Origin of the sequence: Salinisphaera sp. SPP-AMP-43 (assembly GCF_049568105.1) — a bacterium.
Classification (GTDB): domain Bacteria; phylum Pseudomonadota; class Gammaproteobacteria; order Nevskiales; family Salinisphaeraceae; genus Salinisphaera.
On record NZ_CP145335.1, the window covers coordinates 748,925 to 774,151 of the forward strand.

At 61.6% G+C, this 25,227-nt stretch carries 20 protein-coding genes; 8 read left to right on the forward strand and 12 right to left on the reverse strand.

Features of this window, described 5'->3' with window-relative positions:
• Positions 1-56: 56 nt before the first annotated feature.
• From V5738_RS03175 to V5738_RS03185, 3 genes are all read right to left on the reverse strand, one after another.
• On the reverse strand, positions 57-1,199 hold the full coding sequence (locus tag V5738_RS03175; RefSeq protein WP_423822957.1) for an aldo/keto reductase: 1,143 nt from the start codon (positions 1,197-1,199) through the stop codon (positions 57-59).
• 126 nt (positions 1,200-1,325) lie between these two features.
• Positions 1,326-3,638 carry a thioredoxin domain-containing protein gene (locus V5738_RS03180; protein WP_423822958.1) on the reverse strand — a complete coding sequence of 771 codons (2,313 nt, stop codon included), beginning with the start codon at positions 3,636-3,638 and terminating at the stop codon, positions 1,326-1,328.
• A 48-nt stretch (positions 3,639-3,686) separates the two neighbouring features.
• The gene (locus V5738_RS03185; RefSeq protein ID WP_423822959.1) at positions 3,687-4,451 is read right to left on the reverse strand and encodes a glutathione S-transferase family protein; all 765 of its coding nucleotides are present in this window, start codon (positions 4,449-4,451) and stop codon (positions 3,687-3,689) included.
• Positions 4,452-4,760: 309 nt separating this feature from the next.
• Here V5738_RS03185 and V5738_RS03190 point away from each other — a divergent pair, with 309 nt between their 5' ends.
• Positions 4,761-5,111: a CinA family protein gene (locus V5738_RS03190; protein ID WP_423822960.1), complete on the forward strand. Its 351-nt coding sequence runs from the start codon at positions 4,761-4,763 to the stop codon at positions 5,109-5,111.
• A 122-nt stretch (positions 5,112-5,233) separates the two neighbouring features.
• On the forward strand, positions 5,234-5,662 hold the full coding sequence (locus tag V5738_RS03195) for a DUF2267 domain-containing protein (RefSeq protein WP_423822961.1): 429 nt from the start codon (positions 5,234-5,236) through the stop codon (positions 5,660-5,662).
• Between the two features lie 571 nt (positions 5,663-6,233).
• Here the strand turns inward: V5738_RS03195 and V5738_RS03200 are convergent.
• Positions 6,234-6,971 carry a PEP-CTERM sorting domain-containing protein gene (locus V5738_RS03200; protein WP_423822962.1) on the reverse strand — a complete coding sequence of 246 codons (738 nt, stop codon included), beginning with the start codon at positions 6,969-6,971 and terminating at the stop codon, positions 6,234-6,236.
• A gap of 907 nt (positions 6,972-7,878) precedes the next feature.
• Between V5738_RS03200 and V5738_RS03205 the strand changes: the two genes are divergently transcribed.
• The 3 genes from V5738_RS03205 to V5738_RS03215 all read left to right on the forward strand — a co-directional run bounded on the left by V5738_RS03205 (position 7,879) and on the right by V5738_RS03215 (position 9,938).
• Positions 7,879-8,628 (forward strand): PEP-CTERM/exosortase system-associated acyltransferase, encoded by a 750-nt coding sequence (locus V5738_RS03205; RefSeq protein WP_423822963.1) that lies wholly within the window; start codon positions 7,879-7,881, stop codon positions 8,626-8,628.
• A gap of 337 nt (positions 8,629-8,965) precedes the next feature.
• The gene (locus V5738_RS03210) at positions 8,966-9,136 is read left to right on the forward strand and encodes a hypothetical protein (RefSeq protein WP_423822964.1); all 171 of its coding nucleotides are present in this window, start codon (positions 8,966-8,968) and stop codon (positions 9,134-9,136) included.
• A gap of 109 nt (positions 9,137-9,245) precedes the next feature.
• Entirely contained in the window at positions 9,246-9,938 is a 693-nt protein-coding gene (locus V5738_RS03215) for a uracil-DNA glycosylase family protein (RefSeq protein ID WP_423822965.1), read from the forward strand.
• 487 nt (positions 9,939-10,425) lie between these two features.
• Here V5738_RS03215 and V5738_RS03220 read toward each other — a convergent pair whose 3' ends face one another.
• On the reverse strand, positions 10,426-10,620 hold the full coding sequence (locus tag V5738_RS03220; RefSeq protein ID WP_423822966.1) for a DUF2795 domain-containing protein: 195 nt from the start codon (positions 10,618-10,620) through the stop codon (positions 10,426-10,428).
• Positions 10,621-10,817: 197 nt separating this feature from the next.
• Entirely contained in the window at positions 10,818-11,522 is a 705-nt protein-coding gene (locus tag V5738_RS03225; protein ID WP_423822967.1) for a GNAT family N-acetyltransferase, read from the reverse strand.
• Positions 11,523-11,602: 80 nt separating this feature from the next.
• Here V5738_RS03225 and V5738_RS03230 point away from each other — a divergent pair, with 80 nt between their 5' ends.
• Positions 11,603-13,117 (forward strand): PLP-dependent aminotransferase family protein, encoded by a 1,515-nt coding sequence (locus V5738_RS03230; protein WP_423822968.1) that lies wholly within the window; start codon positions 11,603-11,605, stop codon positions 13,115-13,117.
• On the opposite strand, the gene V5738_RS03235 is transcribed toward V5738_RS03230, so the two are convergent.
• Both V5738_RS03235 and V5738_RS03240 read right to left on the reverse strand, forming a co-directional pair.
• Positions 13,114-13,779, reverse strand: coding sequence for an HAD-IA family hydrolase (locus tag V5738_RS03235; RefSeq protein WP_423822969.1), 666 nt, complete (start codon positions 13,777-13,779; stop codon positions 13,114-13,116). The genes V5738_RS03230 and V5738_RS03235 overlap by 4 nt on opposite strands.
• Positions 13,780-14,153: 374 nt before the next feature.
• On the reverse strand, positions 14,154-14,423 hold the full coding sequence (locus tag V5738_RS03240) for a DUF4235 domain-containing protein (RefSeq protein ID WP_423822970.1): 270 nt from the start codon (positions 14,421-14,423) through the stop codon (positions 14,154-14,156).
• Positions 14,424-15,763: 1,340 nt separating this feature from the next.
• On the opposite strand from V5738_RS03240, the gene V5738_RS03245 reads away from it, so the two are divergent.
• The gene (locus tag V5738_RS03245) at positions 15,764-17,686 is read left to right on the forward strand and encodes a diguanylate cyclase domain-containing protein (protein ID WP_423822971.1); all 1,923 of its coding nucleotides are present in this window, start codon (positions 15,764-15,766) and stop codon (positions 17,684-17,686) included.
• An 11-nt stretch (positions 17,687-17,697) separates the two neighbouring features.
• On the opposite strand, the gene V5738_RS03250 is transcribed toward V5738_RS03245, so the two are convergent.
• On the reverse strand, positions 17,698-18,756 hold the full coding sequence (locus V5738_RS03250) for a right-handed parallel beta-helix repeat-containing protein (protein ID WP_423822972.1): 1,059 nt from the start codon (positions 18,754-18,756) through the stop codon (positions 17,698-17,700).
• Between the two features lie 498 nt (positions 18,757-19,254).
• Complete coding sequence (locus tag V5738_RS03255) at positions 19,255-20,031, reverse strand: META domain-containing protein (protein WP_423822973.1); 777 nt, start codon at positions 20,029-20,031, stop codon at positions 19,255-19,257.
• Positions 20,032-20,171: 140 nt separating this feature from the next.
• Here V5738_RS03255 and V5738_RS03260 point away from each other — a divergent pair, with 140 nt between their 5' ends.
• The gene (locus V5738_RS03260; RefSeq protein ID WP_423822974.1) at positions 20,172-20,540 is read left to right on the forward strand and encodes a hypothetical protein; all 369 of its coding nucleotides are present in this window, start codon (positions 20,172-20,174) and stop codon (positions 20,538-20,540) included.
• A gap of 124 nt (positions 20,541-20,664) precedes the next feature.
• On the opposite strand, the gene V5738_RS03265 is transcribed toward V5738_RS03260, so the two are convergent.
• Together V5738_RS03265 and V5738_RS03270 are read right to left on the reverse strand one after the other, a co-directional pair.
• Positions 20,665-23,499 carry a TonB-dependent receptor gene (locus V5738_RS03265; protein WP_423822975.1) on the reverse strand — a complete coding sequence of 945 codons (2,835 nt, stop codon included), beginning with the start codon at positions 23,497-23,499 and terminating at the stop codon, positions 20,665-20,667.
• Between the two features lie 887 nt (positions 23,500-24,386).
• On the reverse strand, positions 24,387-25,172 hold the full coding sequence (locus tag V5738_RS03270; protein WP_423822976.1) for an enoyl-CoA hydratase/isomerase family protein: 786 nt from the start codon (positions 25,170-25,172) through the stop codon (positions 24,387-24,389).
• Positions 25,173-25,227: the final 55 nt, after the last annotated feature.

The following is a 25,227-nucleotide window of genomic DNA, read 5'->3' on the forward strand; positions in this document are numbered from 1 at the left end:
AAAGCCGCCGGGCCTGGCGATTGGCAAGGTCCGGCGGCGGGCGAAAACGTACCCGTTTAAGCGGGCGTTGGTGCGTTCGAATCGATCAGGTGGTCGTCTTTGAGGGCCTGCCAGAATTCGGCTGGCACGGCGGCCGTCATCGATTGTTGGTTCTGGCGTGCCTGCAGGGCATTGCGGGCGCCGGGGATGGTGGCGGCTGCAACGTCGGGAGCTGTTGTGAACTGCAGGGCGGCCGTACGCAGATCGGTGCCGTGCTGGATCGCCAGATCGCTCATGCGCTGGCGTTTTTCGATATAGCCCTCGGGTATGCCATTGCTATACAGCCAGCGATCGACCCCGGCCAAGAATCCGGCGCCGAGCGGTGCGCCGACGATCACCGAGACATCGTTGGCCCGGCATTTCGGAAACAACCGATTCAGGGCATCACTGTGTTCCATTAGATTGTATTTCGTGGCCTGCAGCATGACATCTGGATCGGCTGTCTCGAGTGCGGCCAAGCAGGTCTCGATGTTGTTCACGCCCATGCCCCAACCGCCGATGATGCCTTCTTCGCGCATCCGGGTGAGTTCGGGCATTGCGCCCTCGCGGGCGATCTCGAGATGTTTTTTCCAATCCTTGCCCAGCATGCCCGGGGTCAGATCGTGGATCGTGACCAGGTCGATCTTGGGCAGGCCCAGGCGTTGCAGACTGTCCTCAACCGAGCGGCGGGTGCCGGCAGCCGTGAAATCGAAGTGGTAGCTGAAATTCAGATTGCCTTTCCAGATGCCTTGGTCGGTTCCCGAGGCATCGGGCTTGAGCAGGCGGCCGGTTTTGGTCGACAACACATAGTCCTGCGGATTCTTGTCGTCCAGGAAATGGCCGAGCCGACGTTCCGACAGGCCGAAACCATAGAACGGCGCGGTATCGAAGTAGCGCACGCCGCTGGCCCAGCTGGCTGCCAGCATGGCTTCGGCTTCGTCGTCCGGTGTGACCATGAACATATTGCCGAGCTGGGTGCCACCGACGCCGTATTTATGTTCGGGCGGAAACAGCTTCGAGGCCAATGGCGGGTGGTCGGGCAGCTCGGCTGGCAGGCCGTGGTCTGAGTGGTCGGGCGCGCTGCCCGCTGTCTGATTCTGGGTCTTGGCCAGAGCGCTCGGGGTCACCGCGGCGGCGGCCGTAGCGATCGCTCCGCTGAGGATCTGTCGGCGGGTTGCCATAGAGGCTTTCTCCTACAAAAGTCTGAGCCGAAAGGTGACATAGCAGGGGCGGTCGGGCCAGGGCAGTTTGGCTGTCGCGCTCGCGAAGCCGGCTCGCTTTACGAAACGCGCAGACCGGGCCGGCGCTCAGGCGGGCGTCTGCGCAGGTGCATGCAGGGAAAAGCGCCGGGTCTCGGGCGGCAGGCATTCGCGATCGGTACAGGGTTGCAGGATCAGCTCGACGATCAGCGGCGCGAGGGCCGGCCAAGGGTAGGCAAGAGCCAGCTCGATCCGGCCGGACAGCGGCCGATCGCTCGGCACATCGACCACCTCGGCTAAGGCCGGTTCTGCACCGATGATGTGCAAGCGTGTGGCATCGCTGGCCTCGCCGATCGGCTGAATATGCCAGCCGTCGCGAATCGACAGCGCCACTACGACCTGGCCCGAGCCGGCCGGCTGGGCCCGGTAGCCGACCTCGGCCCGAATGGCGCCGTCGCCGAAGTATTGCAGCGGGCCGGCCGGGCCGCTGCGACGATGCATCAGCCCTTGCAGGAAGGCCGGCCCGGCCAGCGGCAGGCGTGCGATATGGCCGGAAAAGGACGTGATCTGGGCGTCGGCCAGCGCGAGGATATCGGCGTCGCCGGTACGTTCGTGGAGTGCGAGCAGTACCGAGGGCATCAGCGAATTGCCGCTGATCGTGGCGTTGTCCATGAGGCTTTTACTGCGCAGTGGCTGGGGCTCGTCGGTCTGAGGCGGTCCGAAAAAGCCGCCGGTCTGGCTATCCCAGTGGTAGGCCCGAGCTTCGGCCAGCAGGGTACGGGCACGATCCAGCCATGCACTGTCTTCGGTGGCATCGTAGAGCGCGATTAGCCCGTCGAGCAGATGGGCATAGTCTTCGAGCTGGGCAGCGACCGAGGCCTGGCCATACAGGCTGGTACGCCATAGCCGGCCGGCTGTTTTGTCGTGATGGACGCGCCAGATGTAGTCGGCTGCGCGGGCCGCTGCCTCGCGGTAATCAGTGCGTTCTAGTATCCGGCCCGCTCGGGCCAGAGCTGCCACGAGCATGCCATTCCACTCGGTAATGTATTTGTCGTCGCGCAGTGGCTTCGGGCGTTGCTCGCGAATCTGATAGAGCCGGTGTTGGATCGTGGCCCGGCGGGCTTCGAAATCGGCAGCCGAAAGGCCGAGTTTGCGTGCGGCCTCGGTCAGTGGCTGGGGCCGATGCAGGATGTTGGCCCCTTCGAAATTGCCGCCGCGGGTCGCGCCGAACACGGTTTCGCAGAAGGCCAGTTCGTCGGTATCCAGCGCGTCGGCCAGTTCGTTGTGGCGCCAGAAGAAGTAGCGACCTTCCTCGCCTTCGCTGTCGGCGTCGGTTGCAGAATAGAAGCCGCCGTCCGGCGCCTGCATTTCACGCAACACATAGTCTAGAGTGGCTTCGGCGGTGCAGCGATAGGCGGGTTCGTTGGAGACTCGCCAGGCCGCGAGGTAGACGTCGGCGAGCTGGGCCTGGTTGTAGAGCATCTTCTCAAAATGCGGCACCTGCCAGCCGGCATCGGTGGCATAACGATGAAAGCCGCCGCCGATCTGGTCGTAGAAGCCACCGGCGAGCATGGCATCCAGTGCCCGACTCAGGGTCGCCCAGGCGGGCTGCTCGGCAAGCGGGCGTGGATCACGAGCGATACAGTCGATGAGCAGGCAGAGGTTGGGCTCCTGCGGAAACTTGGGCGCTGTACCGAAGCCGCCGTGGGTGCTGTCCTCGTTGTCGATCAGCGCCTGGAGGACACGATCGATCAGGTCGTCCGGCAGATCGGCCTCGGCGGCGGGCGCCAGCTGGCGGTGGATGCCCTGATCGAGCTGTTCGGCATCGGTATGCAGCCGCCCGGGCTGGTTCTGCCAGGCCTGGCGTGCCTGGTCGAGCAGTCCCAGAAACTGGGCTTTCGGAAAATAGGTGCCGCCGAAGAACGGCCGCCCGTCAGGCAGCAGCAGGCTAGACATCGGCCAGCCGCCGCGCCCGGTCACGATCTGGACCCCGGCCATATAGTATTCATCGAGATCGGGGCGTTGTTCGCGATCGACCTTGATCGAGATAAAGTGCCGATTGAGAAAATCAGCCACATCTTCGTCATCGAAACTTTCTTCTTCCATGACGTGGCACCAATGGCAGGTGCTGTAGCCGATCGACAGAAAGACCGGCTTATGCTCGGCCTTGGCTTTATCGAAGGCTGTGCGACCCCAGGGATACCAAGCGACCGGGTTGTGCGCGTGCTGAAGCAGATAGGGCGAGTCTTCGCCAATCAAATGATTGACGTAGCGTGGTTCGCCTGTGGTATCGACGAAGCGGGTGCGCACCGTGTATTCGTCTTGTCGGCGTTCGCGAATGGCACGTAGTTCGGCAGCACTGGCCATGAGGGTCTCCCGGGTGCCGGCCATTAAAGCCGGCTGGACTGAACTGTTACCCATGACGCTGCCATCGGCTGCGGCAATCTCAATAGCAGGCGGCAATAGGCGCTAGCCGAAAGCGTTGGCTAGATCCAGATACTCGCTGTTCTGCTGGCGAATCGTTGTGCCCTGTTCGAGCAGCTGTTCGGAAACATCCTGAAAATGCGGACGTTGAGCCATGGCATCGAGCCAACGGCTCACCCGGGGATAGCGGTCGAAGCGATAGCCGACCGCGACGATCTGGTACAGCTCACAGCTCAGGCTCAGATCGGCCAGTGTCGGGTGCGGGCCACTCGCCAGAGTCGGCGCATGGGTCGTGTTGTCCGGCTGGCGTTCGAAGTGTCGTTCGAGAACGGCCAGGCTGGTGTTTAAGCCTTGCTGCAATGGCCGAAGCGCGGTCTGTCGGATCTCGCGTTTGAGCATCGGCAGGGTGAGGTGGAGATTCATGATGTCGTGGAACATGTCATAGCGGCGAATGTGGCCGTGATGCCAGGCCAGCCACTGGTCGATCTGGCCGCTGCGGCCACGGTCGGTGTCGCCGGGATACCAGCGATGGGCGGTTTCGATGTCTTCTGCCGTACGACAGATATAGCGCAGGATCGCATGGCTTTCGCCGAGAACTGGGCTGTCTGTTGCCTGTTCGGTCTCGGCGGACATAGCCAGTGCCGGGATGGTTTCGAACGGGTTGATGCGTTCGGCGAACCAGGTCTCGTGTGTCTGGCCATGGGCGAAATCGATCTCTTGCCAGTGATAGGGCATGCCGATTTCGCGCAACAGAATTTCCACTGCGCGACAGGGCTGTGACAGACGATGGCCGTACAGGATTGCGGACATGGCTGAATCCGTGGGTTGTGGTGTGTATCGAGCGGGTTCGTATGGGGCGCACGGCAGACCGCTTGAAACGAGAACGCGGTGGCTTGCCCCAGGGCTGGCTGTCCATAGTGCGCGCTGGGGCTTCATGGGTCGATGTGCCAGCTGCGCCTTCAGGGAGGCCATAGAGAAATAGCGCCTGTTTATCCAGCAAAGCCAGCGCTCGACCGCGCAGAGCCCCTTATAGTGGGCCAATCGAGGCTGCGCCTGGCATGGAACGCATACGTTCCCAACGATGTACGACGTCGAACGCTTATGGCTTGACTGGATACCATGGTGGGCTTTCTGCTCGATCAGGAGATCAAACTTGCCACGGCCGAATCGTGTACGGCCGGGCTGCTCGTATTCGAACTGGCGCGTCTTCCCGGCAGCGGTCAGGCCATCGACTGCGGTCTAGCGGTGTATTCGCCCCAAGCCAAGAATCGCGACCTGGGCGTGGGCTATGAGTTGATCGAACAACACAGTCTGACCCGCGAAGCGGTCGCCGAAGCCATGGCGTATGGCGCGATCGCCAATAACGATACTTTTCTGGAAAACGGCGAAGTCAGCCCGCAGGCCCGGCAACGGATTATCGAAGCTTTTGATGCCACCGCGCACAGACGTAGCCTGCCACTGGCATCGTGAACGAGGTGGATGTCCACCGGCAAGATGTGAACCGGTCGTTCGAATCCGGAGTAATGCGCATTGATCAGCCGCAGCAGCCGGGCCACGGTGTGGCGCTTTATAGGCTATGACGGAGAAGGATAATGCCTGAGCTAGGCTTGGCTACGATCGACAAATCGGTTCAGGAAACCAATCGCTGGTTGGCAGCGCTCATGCAGAGCATGGGCACGGACGACAAGCAGTATGCCTATCAGGGCCTGCGTGCGGTATTAATCGCCTTGCGAGATCGGTTGCCGCTCGATCTGGGCGCCAACCTGGGCGATCAGCTGCCGCTGTTCGTGCGCGGTATGTATTACGAAAACTATGTACCGGCCGAAGTGCCCCAAAAATATCGCAAGGCCAGCGATTGGATCCAGGCCGTAGCCCACTTGGCCGCCAATATGGATGAAACAGAAGCCGATCGGGTATCGCGCGCCGTATTCGCCGTGCTTGAGCAGGCACTGGATCCGGGCATGATCGACAAGCTCGGCGAAGCGCTGCCGGATGATGTCTGTGGCTTGCTCGAGATCTAGCGGCCGAGCATCGGCTTCGGCGCTCGTGAGACGTCCATTGATATGGGCGTCTTTTTTTATGGGTAACTCATGTGGCGCATGGGCGTATGAATGCAGCACAACCGTTCGATTCCGGCAATCAAAAGATTGGCTCTGAATGTCGATTTGGATGGGCTGGAGCTCGGTGACAGTTCGAGTTGTTGCGATCGGTGTTGGTTCGAAGGGCGTGATTCGAGCCAGGTTATAGCTGCTCTCGTTAGCGCGATCGATGGGCGGCGCGTTATGTAGCGGCCGAACGGCACCTCATAGGCACAACGTCACGCTGGTGGAGGCATTACTTGAACAGGCGATCGCCAAACACGGCGGGAATGGCGATGTTGGACAACGTTGGAAGACAGTCCAAACAGCCGGACAATCGGTACGCACTGCAACGGAACGACGATATGACCGCTCATTAGAAGCCGCGTCGAAGCCTGTAGCCGACCAGCAATGGCCAAGGATCGTTGGGATACGGCCGTCGCAGTTGGCCGAGCCGCCCAAAAAAAAGCGCCACCGTTAAAGGTGGCGCTTTTTCGGAGTTGCTAAGACGGGCTTAGCTGTTCTGCTTGCGGCGACGATAGGACGCCCCGAAGCCGACCAGGGTCAGGCCCAGACCAAGCATGGCCAGTGCGCCCGGCTCGGGTACTTCCGACGGTCCGGACACATAGTGGGCGTCAGCCGAGCCGGTGAAGATCATGTCGGTCTGCGGCGAGAGGCTGGTGTTAAACAGCAGATCGCTCATGCCGCCGTCACCGTTCTGGTAGGTGTCGTTATCGAAATACTCGGCAGCCGTACCGCCGGTGACACTCAACAGACCGACGGCCGTGTTCTGGGCCTGCGGCGTGTTGGCGTTCGTCAACGTGCCTTCCAGGGTGTACTCGGAGCCGAACTCCGTATCGGCCGTCAGAGTCAGCCATGGGTTGGCGGTATCTCCGTTGGCATAGAAAGTGACCTGACCGCCCGTGAAGTTGGCGGTACCCGTGTTGTCGGCGGCTTCCGAAGGCAGGGTGATGTCCGCGAGCGTGAAGCCACTGAACGTATAGCTCAGCGAGCAACTGACTCCGGCAGCGCAATAGCTCGTGCTGCCGTCGAAAGTGTTGATATCGCCGCTGCCGGTCAGCTGCTCACCTACGGTCGTGGTGATGTTTTGCGAGATCGTGCCAGCAAACACGTGCTGGCCGGGGGAGGTCGGAATATCGATGCCGTCGACAACGACCGCGAACGCGGGGCTCGCAGAGGCGGCCAACAGGCTGGTTCCGGCAATAAATGAGGAAACGGTTTTGATCTTCATCGTCTGGTCCTCGCTCAATGAGCGCTGGCTGTTATCAAATCCAAGGTCCCCATGATCTACCTCTCAAGAAGCATTCCAATTCTTGCCAGCTGTATGAGGTGTATTCGTAAGCATTTGTTTTTAAATTAAATAACGGCGGGTTATGGCTTCCCAAACGATCCTTGTAACGCTGTATTTGTCAGACAATCCGACAGGTGTGTAATTTTATCCGACGATTTTGGGGTTCTGTCGGATTGGCTGTTTTTGTGTGTAATAAATATCGACGTTTAAGGGCTGTATTGATTGCTATTCGTATCAAGTAAAAGCGCTTTAGGAACGCGATGCGCGACGCCAAATATGTGAAGGCGTTGAGTTTTATTGCGATCAAAACAGCTCTGATGGTGAGCGGCCCTGGCTGGTGCCTAAGGCCTTTGTACATAATGCAGTTGTAAAGCTAGTCGATTCCGTATTAAAACGGACCTGGAAGGAACTCATGGACGTCTTGGCTGTCTCTAGGGTCAACGAGGCGTAATGTAGATCCGATAATGGGTGTTTATTTTTGCAGTGTAAGAAATGTCGACATGGGGTGAATGGGCTGACCCAGCAGCCGCGACAGCACAGACCGTATAACGGTGTTTTCGTCGGTGGCAGTAGTGGTTTGAGTTCATGCAGCAGGGATGTCGACGCTTGAATGACCGACCTTGAGTTGTGGATTGAGTACCAAGGCGGCATGTCCGAGTGGAATGCGTCGTATCACCAATTGATTTGTTTTTTTAGCGGTAGCGCGTCCGAGGTTTGGACCTCGCCGCTCGTTTAAATCGAAAAGGCCGCGTAGGTTCACGCGTCCATTGTTGTTCGGGGGATTCAGGCAGTAGCGCATAGGGCGGTAACCGCGGCACGTTTGACAACGTACTAGCGGATTAGCCAGATGAATGATTTTTCCAAGTTTTTTAACCGCCATTTCGAAATCAAGACCAACGTCGACCGCGAGATTCAAGAGGAATCCTTCAAGATGCGGTATCAGGTCTATTGCCTCGAACGAGGCATGAAAAGCAGCGAGGGCTTCACGCGCTGCCGTGAGCGCGACGAGTTCGATGCGAACGCATTGCATGGGATCGTGCAGCATCGCGACAGCCATCGAACCATGGGCACAGTGCGGTTGGTGCGTAGTCGCCACAATATTTTCGGTCAGCGTTTCCCGCTCGAGGAAGCCTTCCCGAGCCTGCTTCGCGAGCATGGCCTGAACGATCGGATCCTGCCGCGGGCAACCACGGCCGAGATTTCGCGTTTGGCGATATCCAAGATCTCACAGCAAGATCTGCCCCAGCCGGGCGGCGAGCAAGCGTTATCGCGTGCTGGCGGCTACTTCAACGGCCGATGCTACCCGCTCGTTACCTTCGGGCTGTTCGTGGCATTGATGCGCCTGAGTGCGCGCCACGACATCACGCATTGGTTGGCGATCATGGAGCCATCGTTGCTGCGGCTGCTGTCTCGCTTTGGTATCGCCTTCCAGCGGATCGGCGGCGTGGTGGATTTCCACGGTCGGCGCCAGCCGTGCTACGGCCGGGTGGCCGATATTCGCGCCCGAGTCCGGAATGTCGAGCGGGATCTATTCGATCTGGCCGAGCACCATGTTCATCGGGTCAGCCCTATGCTCCCCGAGCGCGCGGCCTGTTAAAGCGCCGGCCGTAGCATCAAGGCGCTCATTGGGCCGATGGTACCGTTAAGCGTCGGTGGTCTGAAGCCGTCGGGTAGGGCATGCGCTGTATGAGCCTCGAATGAAGGCCATGATGCGATGCCGCGTCCTACCGGGCCCTGACGCGTATTCCGTGCCGGCAGTCGGAGCGATGCGTGGTTTTGGCCCGAGGCGTATCCGTATCGACCGATCATGGCCCTAGGAGAGCCGGCGCGGTATATCCGGGACTGCCCGGGTTGGCGAGCCGAGCAGGTGTGTTCACTCTGCATGAATGTACCCGGTAAGCCCGGGCTGTCTTGCGACCTACATCGGAGGCCATATGGCGAGCGATTCCAACTCCAATACCCCGAAGAATTCGGAGCGGCACGAGCCACAACACGATGAGCAGGCACAGCGCCCGCACCGGGGCAGCCAGTCGGAAAAGAACGAGCAGAGTCATGGCCCGGCGGATCCGCATGACGATAACTCCAAGGGCAACGGCGACGATTGATTGCGGCAGGCCTAGGGTGGGGCTGATATAGTGCCGCGCCGCTGGCGCGGCATCGGTGGTGCCAGCAGCGACTGTTCTGCCCGGGATCACCCGATCGAGGAAAATCAGCATGCCGCTCGACGACCAGCAGCGTGAAACCTTTCGTGAGCTCGCCGCCGATATCGAAGGTATCGATATCGAGACCTATGAGCGGTTCGGGCGCGACCCGCTAGAACCTATCATCGGGCTGGGCAAGCCGCAGGCACGCATCGGTTTTTTTGGGCGCGACCCGGGTCGGGATGAGGTCAAGCACGGCGAGCCCTTCATCGGCGCAGGTGGCCAACTCGTTCGCAAAACCGTTTACCGCCACCTATATGGCCAGGAAATGCCGGATTTCGATGCCTCGCTCGAACTGGGGCAGTCGTTTTTCTGGGTGAATACCGTTCCCTACAAGCCGGTCGGCAACAAGGCTTGGTCGATGAAGGTCAAGCGGCGCTTCCATCCGTTAATGAATTCACTGCTGATCGAGCAGTGGCAGGGCCGGTCGTTGATCACGCTCGGCCGAGAGGCGTTTCTGTGGTTTGGTATCAATCAGTCCAAACAAGAGCGGCAGCGCATCGAAGACTTTTGGCGACGAGAGGACCGGTTCGAATCCTCGATCGAGGTGTCGCTGTCTGCCCCCGACGGCGCCCAGAGGCGTTTTACGCTGTATCCGTTACCGCACCCTTCGCCGCTGAACGCGACCTGGTATGCCCGTTTCCCCGACCTGTTGACCGCCCGACTGGCCGAATTGGAAGTTCGGCCTGATCAACTCATGCTCTAGGGCGTATCGATCGTTCGCGCGAGCGGCTGCCGGGTTGGGCAAGGTAGAAGTGACGGCGTTGTAGCGATCCACGCCCGAGACCGGCAGCAGCTGCAGGGCGGTACCCGATATTAAAGCGTTCAACGCGGTTGTATGGCCATCCTGCCTGGGCGCATACAAGCGTTGTGTGCCTATGCGACGTGTACTGGCTCGCGTCGCCTATCTATCATCGTTTTATAGAAAATCGCTCGGCGCGGACTCGCGCGACACCGCAACACGCCTTTTGGGCATCAAGGAAAGACCCTGGCACGCCTTGGGCATCGAGTCGAGGTGGCCGGTCTGAAATCGGTTTCGTGCGGCATATGCGCCTAGATCAACAGCGCATGCCGATGATCCGCTCAACGAGTATCCGTTTGTCGCGTGGCACGCTAGCAGGGCTCGTGCCGGGGCGCTCCAGCCTATAGGCGACGACCGGCTCGAGCATGGCCCGGCCGGTCGTTCTCCAGAATCAGCTGCTGCCCTGCGTTAGCGCCTTGGCAACCCCAGTCGGATCCTCGAAATGCTGGCCTTCGAAAGAGCGCAGCTGGGTCAGCAGGTCTTCCGGGGCGCCATTGCCAGCGGCTACGCCGGCCAGTTCGCCGCCGGTGGCGGGAAAGCTCGCGCCTTCGAGATAGTCTTCGATTTTTGCCGGATCGTACGCCATTGAGTGTTGTCTCGGTCGAAATAAGCGTCCCGATTCGACCAAGCCGAACCTGGCGAATCAATTAGGGAATCTACCGACGCGTCGCGTCCGAGGCGGGGTCGTTGCGGGTTCGTGCGCCTGGCAGCTGATTCGATCGCCTCGGCTGGCTTGAGCGCCGTAGTGCAAATGCCCTAGGGCGTCTCTTGTGACGACACGCCCTAGCTGGGCATAAAGTCGGACAGAGGCTGGCGCTGTCGACCAAGATCATCGAAATTGTCGACTGTAAGCCAAGTGTGAAGTGCGCGATCGAGCGGGGGCCACTCGCTGTCGATCACCGAAAACCAGGCCGTATCGCGGCTACGGCCGTTATAAACGACGGCCTGCCGGAAAATACCTTCGAACTGGAAGCCGAGCCGCTTGGCCGCGCGCCGCGAAGCGGCATTCAGGGCATCGCATTTCCATTCGCAGCGTCGATAGCCGAGTTCGAAGACGCAGCGCATCATCATCGCGATGGCCTCGGTAGCGGCGGGGGTGCGTTGCAGACGACGGGTGAAATACAGATGGCCGATTTCGATGACGCCGTTCCCGGGGTCGATGCGCAGATAGCTGGCGACGCCGATCGGGTCGCCACTCTCGGAGTCGACGATGGCAAAGAAAAGCGGGTCCATGCTGGCTTCGGCTCGGGCGATCCAGTCGCGATATTCGGCCGCGCTGACAAACGGTCCATAGGCCAGGTAGGTCCAGCTTTCCGGGGCATCGTCGTTATGAATCTGCTCGAATAAAGCCGCGGCGTGATGGGCAGCCGAAAGTGGCTCGAGGCGGCAGGTGCGTCCGAGCATGGGCCTGGGCTCGGGTTTGGGCGGCGGCTGCCAGTCCGGCAGCGCCGGCCCGATCGGCCGGTCGTCGATAGGCGTCGGAGACATCTCAGATCTGCATGAAGGAAGGGTGGACGGAGTATGTCGGCCGACTGGTTCTCCGATAAGATCCGATCATGGCTAGGTCAATGGAACCAGTAACGCCGGATCGCCAGTCGTGGATCGTGGATATGCTGCGTTTGGCGCTGCACGTCCGCCCCGATCGATGCACGCGCAAACGCTGTCTTTATGAGGCGCTGCGCGCCCGGATTCAGGCCGGTGAGTTGGTCGCGGGCGCACGTCTACCGTCGTCCCGAGTGTTGGCCCAAGAGCTTGCGATCGGACGCAACACGGCGTTGGCCGCGCTTGATCATTTGGTAGCCGAGGGCTTCGTCGACGCGAGGCCTGGGGCCGGGTTGTATGTTGCCGAGATCGGTTTCACGGCTCCAGCGTTCGTCGATCTGCCGGTTGCATCGCGGCCGACCGGGATATCGCAGCGGGGGCGATCGCTGTTGGGGTTTTCGAAAACAGCGCGCTCGAGCACAGGGGCTTTCGTGCCTGGATTACCGGCCCTCGATGCTTTTCCTTGGCCGGCCTGGCAACGATTGTTACGTCGCCATCGGCATCGCCAGCGTGGACCATGGTTGGCGTATGGCGCGACCGGTGGGCATCCTGCGCTTAAAGCCGCGATCGCCGACTATGCCCGCCTGGTGAGAAATGTGCGCTGTGAAGCTGGCCAGATTCTGGTTACACATGGCGCCCAGCATGCCTTTGATCTGATCGCGAGGATGCTGGCCGATGCCGGGGATATCGCTTGGGTGGAAGAGCCGGGCTATGCCGGCGCCAAGGCAGCTTTTACGGCGGCCGGTCTCACGGTCGCCGCAGTACCGATCGATGGCGCCGGTCTCGACCCGTCGGCCGCAACCGCTGCGACGAACTCACCGCGGTTGATTCATCTGACGCCATCGAATCAATATCCGATGGGCCGCACGATGTCCATGACTCGCCGCCAAGAGTTGATCGAGTATGCCGCCCGCTATGGGGCCTGGATCGTCGAGGACGACTACGATAGCGAATTCCGCTATGTCTCATCGCCGTTGTCAGCGCTTCAAGGGCTGACCGAACGCCCCCCGGTTCTGTACGTCGGCACCTTCAGCAAGACCATGTATCCGGGGTTGCGCCTCGGGTACATCGTGCTTCCGCCGGCTTTGGTCGAACCGATGCGTCAAGCCAATGTACGCCAGTTTCGGGAGGGCGACTATGCCATCCAAGCGGCCTTGGCCGAGTTCATGAACAACGGCGGCTACGCCAAGCATGTCGCGCGCATGCGGCGACTCTATATACAGCGCCAGCAGCGGCTGCGCGAGGTGCTGGCCTCGGTGATGCCGAGCGGCGAACATGGCTTGGTGGGTGGCTCGGCCGGTCTGCACATGGTCATGCCGTTGGCCAGCCATGCCCTCGAGCGCGAGTTGGTGGTCTCGGCGGCCGAGCAGAACATCGCTTTATCTCCGCTATCCGACTATTACGCCGGCACGGCCTCCAGACCGGGGCTGGTACTGGGCTATGCGAACGTCGATACGGCCGAAATCGATCGGGCTGGCCGCTGGCTTGGACGTGCACATCAGCGATTCGGCCAGGCCGGCGAGAGCCCGGGGCCTAGTTAAGGCAGGCTGATGCGCAGCCGACCGTCGTCCAGTGAGCGGCTGGTCAGGCCACGGTAGTCGGGGATACTCGGGTGCGCGGTATCGGTAGCCGCCGAGTGCAGGGCCGAAACCACCACCACCGAAGCGCCGACCGTTTCGGCAGCCTGAACGCCGACCATGGCGTCTTCGAAGATCAGGCAGTCGGCCGGGCTTACGCCCAGGCGTTCGGCGCCCAGTTGGAACGCATCGGGGGCCGGCTTGCCGCGGCTGACATCATCCCCGGCGACCAGCGTCGCCGGCAGTGGCAGCCCGGCCGCTTCGATCCGGCGCTCGGCCAGTCGTCGCGGTGCCGAGGTCACGATTGCCCAGCGCGTACTTGGTAATGCCGCCAGAAAACCAGGGGCCCCGGTGATCGGCTCAATACCTTCGACATCCGCGATTTCGGCTTCGAGCACGGCCGCGGCTTCGGCCTCGGGGTCGATGTTGGGCACGCCCGAGTCGCGAATCGTGTCGATGGCGCGCTTACCATGAATGGTCGGCAGAAAAGCGGCGACATCCAGGCCATGTGCTTCGGCCCACCGCGCCCAGACCCGCTCGGCGGCCGCGATTGAGGTCAGGACCGTGCCATCCATATCGAACAGCAGGGCCTCGAAAGCATGATTCGGATCGAGCAGAGCGGACATTGGGGCAACCCTGGAAAGCCAAACCGGGTAAGCCTACCTGCCGCGTCGGGTTTTGTCCCGCTAGTGGGTTGCAAAGCGCGCGCATGCGCTCTGGGCCAGCTGACCGGTGTCGCGGCCTCGGATGGTCGTTGCTCCTCGCAGCTGTTGAGTAGCGGCCGGTGGGAACGCAGGCGTTGTCTGGGGCGTAAGCGGCTTCCGAGACAGACGCGCCGCTTGCTGGGCTGGGTGAACTATACGTTGCTGTAGGCGTGCCGACACTCTGATGTCGGCACCTTATATGAAGCGCCAGCTTGAACATGGCCGCGACCGGCCAATGGCGAAACCGGCAGCCGATCGGGGCGAACGGCCCGCCCCGGCCGGCGATGAAGCCGCGATTATTCCGGAGGGGTTCGGCCGAGCAGACGTTGCCAGGTGCCGACGGCAACACCGCGGCTGAGCACCCGGGCAAAGGCGACACTGAACCCGCTAATAGCAGCCCAGGCGAGCAGCCGGGGCCACGACGTCTCGCGCTCTGCGGCATGGGTCGGCGGCTCTTCGCGCAGGGTGCGACGCCAGGCTTCGGCAGCGCCTTGGCGAGCCGCGATACCGGCGCCGATGGCAGCGCCGGTACCGAGCGCCAGCCAGATGATCTTTTCCTTATTCATGGTTCGATCCTGTTCGTATAGTCAAAAACGCGAGATACCCCGATCGTAGGCGCTGTTGCGGTTTCATGCGAGCCTGAAGATAGGCACTGGGCGCATGCTACTGGGCTAGGTGATGGTACAGCCAAGCCAGCCACTGCGCGCTCGGCATGTGCAATGACTGGCAATCGCTCAAAGCCTATGGATGCCTCCGACGAGCGCCGCGTTGACGGCCGAATCCGAAGGGGGAGGCCCAAAGATGGATGGCACGCCCGCGATCCAGCGCCAGTCGCTGGCGGGTGTGAAAGCGCTGCACCGTGTTCGCTATGCCTTACTTGCCAGGGCCTCGGCCAGGGCCTCGTCGTTTTTTTGGGATGCGCTGGACGCGGGCCCGCACGACACGTCGGCAGGAGCAAGGCATGCAGGGGCGTCTAAACGCTATGCCTGCGGGTATCACGGTACCGGCTTGCCGGTCTGGGCTCGGGCAAGTTCGCTGGGTTTACATCGGGTCGTAACAGGCCGTGCGAATACGGCTTGGGCCGAACGTCTTAGATGAAAGTCTAACGCTGTTTGATAAAAGCTTGTCAGCGGGTCGTGTTCGGGTAGACTCAGTAGCATCCATAGACGATCCGCCTGGCCCGGGCCCTACGGGTTTGCATGGCGGGCCTTCGAAATAATCCTGCCATGTCGTTTCAGCCTCTCGTTCGCGAGTGGCCCGGGTTGACTGGTGCCGACGGTCTGACTTCGGTCAGACGCGGGACGGCGCGTCTGCACCGCCGGCTTGATCAAGAGTCGCCGTTGACCCGTCTGGTGCAGCATCCAGTGTGCTCCTCCGCTGAGTACCATGCCGCGCTCGGGCCGCTTATTCGAGCCTATGCGATTGTCGATCAGTCGTTGCTGTCGGCGTATGCCTATCGGCCGTCCGAATTGTCCCCCTACCAGCCCCGGGCGGCCGTGCTCGCTCTGGAAATATCGGCGACTGCGCCGCGTCCGCCGCTACCGCCGTGTCCGGCCGGGCCGGTCATCGATTGCCGGGCCGCCTATCTGGGGTGTCGCTATGTGGTTGATGGGGCCCAATTCGGCCATCGCATGATTGCGCGCGCGTTGAGCCACCCTCCGGCCGGCGCCGATGGCGGGCGTGGCAGCCCCTCGTTCTGGCAACAGAATTTCGTTGCATCGGGTGATTGGCCGACACTGTGCCGCAAGCTCGCAACACTGGGATCGCGTACCGAGGTTGCAGCGGCTGTTCAGGCGGCGCGGCGTACATTTCGGGTCTTTAACGATTGTTTCGATCGGTTAGCCGGCAAGGTGAGAATGTGAGATCGGAAATACTCGACGAATGCAAAGCCGACCATCTCCATCTGATGGAGTCGATCCAAGCCTACGGTGCCTTGGTAGCAGTGAATCGATCCACGGGCCGTATCGCTCGTTGCTCGGATAACATCGCCGACTGGTTCGGCTGGCGACCCGAGTTGGTGCTCGGGCAACCCGCTGAGCAGGTATTCGGGGCCGCGTGGCCGGAGTTGGAACGGCTCTGTGCCGAATCGCCGCAGCGGCGGGCTGCCGAAGTGGATTTATCCCCGGTGCGTACGGTCAGCGGCCATCAGCGCGGTGCGCACTATATCTTGGAGTTCGAAGCGCGCAGCGAGCTCGGGATCCCGTGGTGGGATGAAGCAGGCCGGATCGATTTTCTGGCGCGGCTGGCGAATACGCATAGCCCGGCGGAAACGATGTCGGTAGTGGCCGATACGCTATTTGCGGCGACTGGCTACGACCGGGTCATGGTCTATCGTTTTCTCGATAACTGGGACGGCGAGGTCATCGAGCAGCGCTGCCAGCCTGGCGTCGAAGGTTTTTATGGCCTGCGTTTTCCGGCTCAGGATATTCCGGAAAACGCGCGCCGGCTGTATACCGTCAATTGGCAACGACTGATCGCCGATACCGAAAGTGTGCCGGCCCGGCTATGCGCTGCTATGCCGGACGCCGAGCCGCTGGACATGACCTTCGCCATGCTGCGTTCGGTGCACCCGATACACATCCAATATCTGCAAAATATGCAGGTCCGGGGCTCGTTCAGCGTGTCGTTGATCGTCGATGGCCAGCTCTGGGGGCTGGTCACCTGTCATCATCGAACTGCCAAGCGGTTGGGTGCCCACGCACGGCTGGCGATCGAGGAAATGGCTCGGATCGCCTGCCTGCATCTCGACAATCTGGCCAAGTTGGAGAATGCGACGCTACGCTCGGCACTGCGTGAGCGTCTATCGTTGCTGAACCGGCGCCTGGATCCGGGCATTGATGCGCCAGGCGAGGCATTGGCCGAACAGCTAGGTTCGATCGCCGAACTGTTGAACGTCGACGGTCTGCGGCTGCGCTGGGGAGAGGCCGAGTATCGCACCGGCGAGTTGCCGGGGGCCGAGTCGCTGGCCGTACTCGATCAATGGTTGGATCAGATGGCTTCGCGTACCCGGCATACCGAGTACGATCGGTTGCCCACGGCTCTGGCCGATCAGGCCGAACTCGGGCGACAGGCCGCCGGTATGCTTTATCTGCCGATCGAGGCCGCCTGCGATTTGCTGGCGCTGCGCAAGGAGCAGGTCGAAACGATTACCTGGGCCGGCCATCAGCCGGAGCCCGACGCCCATGGGCCGTCGCCGCGTCATTCGTTCGCCGCTTGGTCGGAAAGCGTACGACACCGATCCGAACCCTGGGGTCGAACACGACTACAAGTTGCCGATGAACTACGGGCCACCCTCAGCGATTACCTCCAGGCCACTCGTCACAAGGAGTTGGCCTATCAGGATCCGTTGACCGGGGTAGCCAATCGTCATGCGTTCGAGCAGTACGTGGCCAATTGCATGGCCGCCTGTGAACGCGATCAGCAACGATTCGCACTGCATCTGATCGACCTCGATCGTTTCAAGACGATCAACGATACTTATGGCCACAACACGGGCGATATCTTGCTCAAGGAAGTGGCCCTGTTGATGGCGGCCGTCGTCGGCAAAAACGATATCGTGGCCCGCCTGGGGGGCGATGAGTTCGCCGTGCTGCAGCCAGATATCGATCAGACTGGCGATACACGTGCACTCGCCGAGCGTATCGCGACCGTTATGGCTCGTCCGATGGTGCTGGAAGGCCACGACATCCGGATCGGTGCGAGCGTCGGTACGGCTGTGTTTCCCGACGATGCCCAACAGATCAAAGCGCTCTATAAAATCGCCGACGCCGGATTGTACGCGGCCAAACCATCCCAACGAGGGCGGCCGGGAATAGGCTACTCGCTATAGCCGATGCCGTATTATGGCTGCGCCTTAAACGGCCAGTTGGGCAGCATGGTTTCGGGAGCGATCTTGATATTGCCCCGAACATGGACGCTGGCTGCGTTGCGTTCTTTGACGACGCTGCTGATTCGGTTATGACGAATTGTGCCGTGGCTTTGTGGAAACCGGGCTTCGATTGCGCCTGTCCCAGTGCCGTTACGCAACACGATGTTGCCTTGGACGAGAAAATCGCGTGCCTTGTTCAAATAGATACCGGCGTCATCGGTATCGCGAATTAGGTTATTGCGAATGATCCCGCCGCGGGTTTCGAAGCGGGTCTGGCCGTTGCGGAAAAATACCGGGTCGGTCCCGCCACCGCCGAACGATAGGCCAATGAAACTGTTTTCGACGAGATTGTCGGCGAACACGGTCGCATGGGCATTGCCCTTGGCGAAGGCGGCATAGGCCGGGCCACCGTCGGTGCGCCGGATATGATCGAAATGATTGCCGAGCAAATGCCAACCGTTCCCCGCGACGATATCCACACCTTCGACGACATCGCGGCGGCCCGCGGTCGTGAAACCGATGACCGAATTCTCGATCGTGCCGTGGTCGGAGTAGGCCGCAGGCCCGTGCCCGTGTGCCGGGCTGGTGACTTTGAAGCCGGATTCGCCGTTATCCAGGGCACGAACATGATCGGCGATGAAGCCGTCCGAGTCGTGGGTGATTTGGATGCCGTGATAATAGCTGTCGCGTACGGTGAGGTTCTCGATGGTGACGTTGTCGGCGTTATCGAGCCGGATATTGGTATACAGCCGGTCGTCGTCCATGCCCGGGCCGCGCAGCACCACATCCTGGTAGTGCTTGGTCGCGCCGGCAATGGTCAGCTGTTGCTTGTTGCGAATGACGATCGGCCGTGTCTGGGCATAGACGCCGGGCTGGATAACGATCGTCTCGCCGGCCACAGCCCGGTCAATGGCTTTTTGTAGGCCGGATAGCGATGACACCGTGACGGTCGGAGGGGGCGCAACGCAGCCGGCCAGACCAAGAATCGTCAGGCCGGTCAGAGCGCGCAGGGCGAGATCGGAACGAGGCATGGGCATGGCCCGTCATTGGCTTTAAAGGACGACCGATCCCGGCACAGATGAGTTCTGCACTATCCCTCGCGGCGCGCATGAGACCAGCTTTAGGGCGCGACGGCAAATTTGTAATGGCGTGCCCTTATATTGGGGGCCAACGATCAACCCGCCCACAGCAGCCGGGCCGATGTGCACCGGCTTGGCCGCCCGGGCCGGCTTACACCGGGTATTAGCGATTCGGTGCGGCCGGCACGAGATAACGAGCCGGCCAGCATCTCGCGGTGAGCTCGATCTTTGGAGAGACGCGGCGGGTCGGCACGATCCCGCGTACCGACTGCTGGGATATCGTATGCGTCTACGCCAGGCGCCGTGATATCGCCGCTCCTGGCGCTGGCTCGAACGGCCCCCAAAGGGCTTGTTTCGGGCCGCAACGGTGGGCGACCGGAGCATGCGATGTCACGAGGCGGCGATGGGTACAACGCCAGTGGGCGGTATCCGGACTATGATCGACCGCGTTTAATCGGCCGCATGAAAGATCGCCAATGGCGCAGGTTCCGATGCGGTGCCGAATAGCAGCAGATAATGGCCGAGCACGGTGAACTGGGTGGTCTGGCGAAGCGCGGTGGTCAGCGATTGCTCGGTATCCATACGCCCGGGGCAGTCCCGGCGAGTGGTCGCCAGCCGCGTGATCGATAGCTCTTGAGCGTTCCGGTGGTAGGCCGCAGTCAGGCGATTGCAGCCGGTCGAGCCGGCCAGCTGCGAAGCGTCGGCATCGAACTGGATATAGGCCGAGGCAGCTATCGACTCTTCGGGCGCGTTGGCCAGTTGCCATCGGACGCCGGTCAGAGCGAGATCGGCCGGTGCAGTTTGATTGGAGAGCTGGTAGTCCGTCGATGCATCGAGGGCGCGGCCCTGGTCGTCGAGGGCGGTCAGCAGGGCGCCGTCGTTGTCGATACGCCAGACGCTCTGGGCGGCATAGTCGGTATCGGCCGGGGTCAGCGTCAAGCGCTGTCCGTCGTCTACCGTCCAGCGTCCGGTCTCGAATATATCCGGTGTCGGCTGTGTGGTCTTGTAATGCTGGCGCAGTACATAACGGCGACCGTGGCCAAGTGTCAGTCGATAGACGATACCGCCGCAGTCCGCGCAGGGTAAGTTGCCGACGTATTGGGCCGGCAATGCCTGGTCGGACAGCTGCGGCGCCGGTGGCCGGTTGGCACAGCCGACCAGTGCGATGGTGGCCGCAGAAAGTGCGGCCCAGAACCAGTAGCGATGTATCGATAGCGAATTGGCCATGATCGCTTCCATCCTGTGTGGGTTGGAATCTGCAGTGGATGGTAGCAAGCTTGGCTGTGGTCTCGTGCCGATAACCGACCGGCATGCCAATCGCGGTGACGGCCGGTATAGTTTCGGTTATGACCGTTGGGAGTGAAATGATGACAAAGCGTGTGTTATGGCTTCTGGCCGGCAGTGCGGCGGTCGGGCTTGCAGGCTGTGCCTCGAGTCCGCATTCGGCCACTCAGAAAACCTACGATGCCTACTGGCAGTGCGCCAGCCAAGCGGTGCGGCCCTATATCGCACGTCAGGATTTGAGCTCGCGCGAAGCCGCGATGCGGGCCCAGGCCCAGTGCAACGGCTCGTATCAGCAGTATCGGTCATCGCAGATCGCAACCGTGCGCCATACGGTCGCCCGCGACAGCTATGACATGGCCGATCAGCTTGGCGCCCAGCAGGCGCTGGTCTGGCGGCGGCGGGTGACCCAGACGTTGACCGATTACGTCCAGCAGCTGCGCACCGGCGGCTAACCGAGGATTGGACGACGCCGTACTGCGAGCGGTCGCGATTGCTGCGGTCAGTCGGCACGAGAAAAACGCATAAAAAAGCCGCCATCGATCGATGGCGGCTTAGTTTGCGGTTCTGATCGAGCGATCAGAAGTTGTAGCTCAACCGACCATAGACGGTACGGCCAAGACCGCTGGCATAACGGGCGTCATAACCGGCATTGCCGGCGTCCGGCTGGGCCGAGTAGGGCGGGTCGGCATCGAAGACGTTGTCCGAGCCGAGCGTCAGCTGCAGGCCGTTGTCGAACTTGTACGAGCCGTAGGTATCCCAGGTGACGTAGTCGTGCACGTGCGGATGACCGGCGCCTTCGTAGTCCTGGTAGCCGCTCTTGTAGTGGTTGACCACGCCGAGCGCCATCGGACCCTTGCTCCAGCCGAGCGTGACATTGTGCGACCAGCGGAAAATATTCTGCTGGAGCGCGTAGTTGCTCACGTTCTGCGTATACGGTCCGTTCTCGGCCACCTGGGTGTCGTACTTGTTCATGTACGTCCCATTCATGGTGAGTGTGAACGTGCCATAGTCGGAGGGCACGGTGACGTTGAGCTGTACGTCTTCGCCGTTGAGCTCGGTCTTGCCGTTGTTGTAGTTCGTGTTCGAGAAATTGACGATCTCGCCGTTCGAATCACGATTGAAGCGGCTGGCGTACTGGTCGTAGTTGTTGAAGATATAGGTCGGGTCCAGCGAGCCGATCTGCTGCGACAGTTCCACGGCGAAGAAATCGGCGGTCAACGAAACGTATTTGGCCGGCTGGAGCACGAAGCCCGCGCTCCAGCTCTTCGATTTTTCCGGTTGCAGGTCAGCATTGCCGCCCGTGATCTGGTGGAACTGATTGCCACAGGCATTGGCGGCATTGGCGCCGGGCACCGGGTTGCCGCCCGGGCATTGGACCGGGTCGTTGAGGGCGGCGCCGGTAAAGGTCGAGACCTGCGGCTGGTAGAGATCGTAGAGCGTCGGCGCGTGGAAGCCTTCGCTGTAGGAGGCCCGCAGGGTGAGTTGCTCGATCGGCTGGTAGCGCAGCGAGACTTTCGGGTTGACCGTGTCACCGACGTCGCTGTAGTTGTCGTAGCGCGCCTGAGCATCGAGGGTGAGGTTGGTCAGCAGCGGCACGTTCAGTTCGCCGAACACGCCTTCCACGTCGCGGTCTTCATCGACATGGCTAGCGGCAAAGCCCTCGCTGGGCGAACGGGCGGCCAGATAGCCGTCGACCGTATCGGTCAGGGTTTCGTGCCGGTACTGCGCGCCGAGAGCGAGCTGACTCTGGCCGGAGCCGAACCAGTCGCCGATTTCGTGATCGATCTTGCCGTCCCAGATATAGGAGCGCGTCTTGGCCGAGTTCAGGCGGCCGGTAGTCTCGGCGTTCAGCAGGGTCTGGCGCTGGGCATCGCTAACGTTGGTGGTGAATGGGTTGTAGTTGCCGGCATTGATCTGGGTCTGCAACGAGTTTGGATCGTAGATCGGGTTGCCGTTGGCATCGGTGCCGATCGTCGCGGCCTGGTTCACGAAGCCGTGCTGCAGGTTGATCTCGGTCGAGCTCTGGGCATACGACAGCGCGGTGTCGTAGTGGAAACCGTCCATGAACCGGCCGGTGAAGTCGAGCACCACGCGATGGTTTTCGTTGACGTCCCGGGCCACGCGATTACCCAGCGGTACGGTGCGATAGTTCAGCGTTACGGGTTGACTGGCGTCGAAGCCGGCCGCCGAGGGCGCCGGGGTGATGCCGTTGCCCGGATAGAAGGGCGTGCCCGGATTGACCGAAATGTTGCCGGAGGTCGGCGCCGCCGCAGAGGTGACGTAGGTTTCGCTGCGCGACCACAGATAGCTCAACGAGACCTTGTTCTTGTCGTTGATCTTATACGAGGCCTGGCCGAAAAAAGACGGCTGGTTCTTTTTCTGGACCACCTGCGAGCCGCCGAGAACCGCAAAATTCTCACGACAGGAGTCCGGCGCCGAAGCGTTCGGGAGCAATCCAAAGGCGCTGCCACAGCCCGATGCGGCCGGGTTCTGGGTATCGAGACCGCCTTGGTAATAGTTGCTCGGGAACGTGTTGCTGGAGGTGATTTCCTCCGGGGTGATGAAGCCCCGGTCGTTGACGTTGACCGCGTCCTGACGCTGGTAGGTCAGGGTGCCCATCACGTTCCAGCCGTCTTTCGCGAAGTCGCCCTTGCCGAAAGTGGCACTGACCGTGCTGGCGTTGCCGCCGCCGTCGCGGGTCGGCACCGAGTAATTCAGGTTGAGGTTGCCGCCGTCCAGATTCTTTTTGGTGATGAAGTTGATCACGCCGCCGATAGCGTCCGTGCCGTACAGCGCCGAAGCACCGTCGCGCAGGATCTCGACGTGGTCGATGGCCGCAAACGGGATCGTGTTCAGATCTACGGCGCTACCGTTGCCATTGAGCGCGTTCGGGGCCAGGCGCCGGCCGTTGAGCAGAATTAGGGTTTTGTTCGGACCCAGGCCGCGCAGGTTGGCGAACGAGGCGCCACCGGTATTGGCCGTGCCCGTGCTCAGGCCGGCCCCGTAGCTGGAGTTGTTGCCGGCCACGCGCTGTAAAAATTGCTCGGTCGAGGTCACGCCTTGTTCGCGTAGATCCTCGCCCGAGTAATCGGTCACTGGCAGGGCGGTGGCGGCATCGGCCGACGACAGCGCGGTACCGGTGACGGTCAGGTTGCCCAGTTCCGTGGCCGAACCAGTGCTGGCCGATGCCGTGGCGGCACTGCTGGCAGCCCCAGCTGGAGCGGCTGCAGCGGTGTCGTCGGAAGCCGCAGCCGGCGCGGCGGCCGCGGGCGCGGCCGGGGCTGGCGCTGTAGCATCTCCGTCGGCGGCATCATCGGACGAGCCCGAATCCGCACTGGATGCGGCCGGCGCGACGTAGCCGGCGCCGTCGTCGGAAGGGCTTTGGGCCCAGCCCGAGGCGATAGGTGCCATCGCGAGCATGACAGCACAGATCGAAGCCTTCGAAGCCTGATTCCAGAACGAAGGTTTGGCGACAAGCGCGAGTTCGTCGCGCGAACGAGCAGACCACCCGGCGGGCGCCGAGCGTTTGCAATCATGGTACATAACGTCCCCCAAGGACGGCTGTTGGATATAGACGAAGGTAGGCGTCTAGCAGCCGATACGCGGCGATAGAAAACTCCCTGCGCCCCCAAGCCTCTGATCGGTAAGAACCGGCTCAGAGAGCGTGGCGCCAGAATATGCATGTAACATGCCAGCAATATGGCCCGGCGCTCCGCCGGGCGTGGCGCTTGCGAGAGCAGGCGCCGGATTCGTGCGGCCGAGTCCTGGGCCCCAGGTTTTATCGACGTTGCACTCGGTTGGGCCTGGGCCGTCAACGACAGAAGTCAGGCGGCGACGGCCTAGTGGAAGGATCAAGGTCGAGGGCGAGCGCAACTAAGGCAGGCCTTGCCGTGGGGCGCCCGCACCATTTTGTTTCACTGCGATCGAGCAATCCCGGGCCTCGCCATCGGGGCATGCGGCTGCGCCCAGCGAAGTTTGGCAGCAGGCCAACGTCGGCGAGTCCGGCTTCGCTAGACGCTGTGGGCAGGCGATACGGCTGACATGCGATTGCGGTCGAACAGCCTGCCACTCGCGACCGCGGCATTGCTCGCCTTGCTCAAAAGCACGGCTCCGATCCGTGTTGCGCGTCTGTCCTGGCACGCCTCAAAGCGACAACACAGCGTTTGGAGGCTGTCTCGATACGCCTTGATAATGCGCAGCCCGGCCGGCTGGTTTGGACCGACCGGGCGTACACGTCGGACGATCCGGATGGCAGGCGCGACGAGCTGGCGAATGCGGCCAGGCGCGGTGGCCTTTGGTCAGGTTTTCCGGCGGTTGAGAAACGCGTTCATGATGTCGCGGACTTCGTCGCTGGCCAGCCGATGGCCAAAGACTTCGGCCTCGTCTGCGATCTGGGCGGTGATGGCTGTGCTGTTCATCCCCTGGCGCATCAGCTGCTTGCTGGCTGCCATTGCGCCCGGCGGCTTGGCTGCGAGACGGGCGGCCAATTCCTGCGTGCGCTGGGCCAGTTCTGCCGACGGTACGCGATAGGCGACCAGGCCCATACGCTCGGCTTCGGCGGCGCTCAGCGTGTCGCCTGCCAGCAACAGTCGGGCTGCGTTCTGACGCCCCAGCAGGCGCGGCAACAGCAGACTGGAGCCGGCTTCCGGGACCAGGCCAAGGTCGATAAACGCGGTATAGAAGCGTGCATCCTCGGCTGCGATCACCAGATCGGCGTGCAGAAGCAGCGTAGTGCCGATGCCGGTAGCCTGGCCCTGTACGGCAACCACGATCGGTTTGTCGCATTCGGCCATACGGCGGATGAAAGTCAGGGCCGGCCCAGTGACGCCGGCATCGCCCGAGGACAGATCGACGCCGGCGAAATCGGCAATATCGTTGCCGGCACAAAACATCTCGCCTTCGCCTTCGAGCACGATCACATGCACTGTCTCGTCGGCCATGCCGGCACTGACCGCGGCTTCGAGATCGGTATACATCGTACGGGTCAGTGCATTGCGCTTATCGGGTCGATCGAGGGTGATTCGCAGAATATGTTCATCGACGCTAACGCGGATATGGTCGCTATGAAGCTCGGGGCGGGGCATGCAGAACTCTTGGGCAGATGCGTGATTATGATTGTGGGTATAACCAACGAGGTCG

Excerpts from the sequence above, each read along its gene's own strand:
- V5738_RS03260 (WP_423822974.1), top strand. The coding sequence starts at position 20,172 with ATGACAAAGCGTGTGTTATGGCTTCTGGCCGGCAGTGCGGCGGTCGGG.
- V5738_RS03195 (WP_423822961.1), top strand. The coding sequence starts at position 5,234 with ATGCCTGAGCTAGGCTTGGCTACGATCGACAAATCGGTTCAGGAAACC.
- V5738_RS03225 (WP_423822967.1), bottom strand. The coding sequence starts at position 11,522 with ATGTCTCCGACGCCTATCGACGACCGGCCGATCGGGCCGGCGCTGCCG.
- V5738_RS03175 (WP_423822957.1), bottom strand. The coding sequence starts at position 1,199 with ATGGCAACCCGCCGACAGATCCTCAGCGGAGCGATCGCTACGGCCGCC.
- V5738_RS03255 (WP_423822973.1), bottom strand. The coding sequence starts at position 20,031 with ATGGCCAATTCGCTATCGATACATCGCTACTGGTTCTGGGCCGCACTT.
- V5738_RS03245 (WP_423822971.1), top strand. The coding sequence starts at position 15,764 with ATGGAGTCGATCCAAGCCTACGGTGCCTTGGTAGCAGTGAATCGATCC.
- V5738_RS03265 (WP_423822975.1), bottom strand. The coding sequence starts at position 23,499 with ATGGCACCTATCGCCTCGGGCTGGGCCCAAAGCCCTTCCGACGACGGC.
- V5738_RS03220 (WP_423822966.1), bottom strand. The coding sequence starts at position 10,620 with ATGGCGTACGATCCGGCAAAAATCGAAGACTATCTCGAAGGCGCGAGC.
- V5738_RS03200 (WP_423822962.1), bottom strand. The coding sequence starts at position 6,971 with ATGAAGATCAAAACCGTTTCCTCATTTATTGCCGGAACCAGCCTGTTG.
- V5738_RS03180 (WP_423822958.1), bottom strand. The coding sequence starts at position 3,638 with ATGGGTAACAGTTCAGTCCAGCCGGCTTTAATGGCCGGCACCCGGGAG.
- V5738_RS03215 (WP_423822965.1), top strand. The coding sequence starts at position 9,246 with ATGCCGCTCGACGACCAGCAGCGTGAAACCTTTCGTGAGCTCGCCGCC.
- V5738_RS03210 (WP_423822964.1), top strand. The coding sequence starts at position 8,966 with ATGGCGAGCGATTCCAACTCCAATACCCCGAAGAATTCGGAGCGGCAC.
- V5738_RS03250 (WP_423822972.1), bottom strand. The coding sequence starts at position 18,756 with ATGCCTCGTTCCGATCTCGCCCTGCGCGCTCTGACCGGCCTGACGATT.
- V5738_RS03240 (WP_423822970.1), bottom strand. The coding sequence starts at position 14,423 with ATGAATAAGGAAAAGATCATCTGGCTGGCGCTCGGTACCGGCGCTGCC.
- V5738_RS03205 (WP_423822963.1), top strand. The coding sequence starts at position 7,879 with ATGAATGATTTTTCCAAGTTTTTTAACCGCCATTTCGAAATCAAGACC.
- V5738_RS03235 (WP_423822969.1), bottom strand. The coding sequence starts at position 13,779 with ATGTCCGCTCTGCTCGATCCGAATCATGCTTTCGAGGCCCTGCTGTTC.
- V5738_RS03230 (WP_423822968.1), top strand. The coding sequence starts at position 11,603 with ATGGAACCAGTAACGCCGGATCGCCAGTCGTGGATCGTGGATATGCTG.
- V5738_RS03190 (WP_423822960.1), top strand. The coding sequence starts at position 4,761 with ATGGTGGGCTTTCTGCTCGATCAGGAGATCAAACTTGCCACGGCCGAA.
- V5738_RS03185 (WP_423822959.1), bottom strand. The coding sequence starts at position 4,451 with ATGTCCGCAATCCTGTACGGCCATCGTCTGTCACAGCCCTGTCGCGCA.
- V5738_RS03270 (WP_423822976.1), bottom strand. The coding sequence starts at position 25,172 with ATGCCCCGCCCCGAGCTTCATAGCGACCATATCCGCGTTAGCGTCGAT.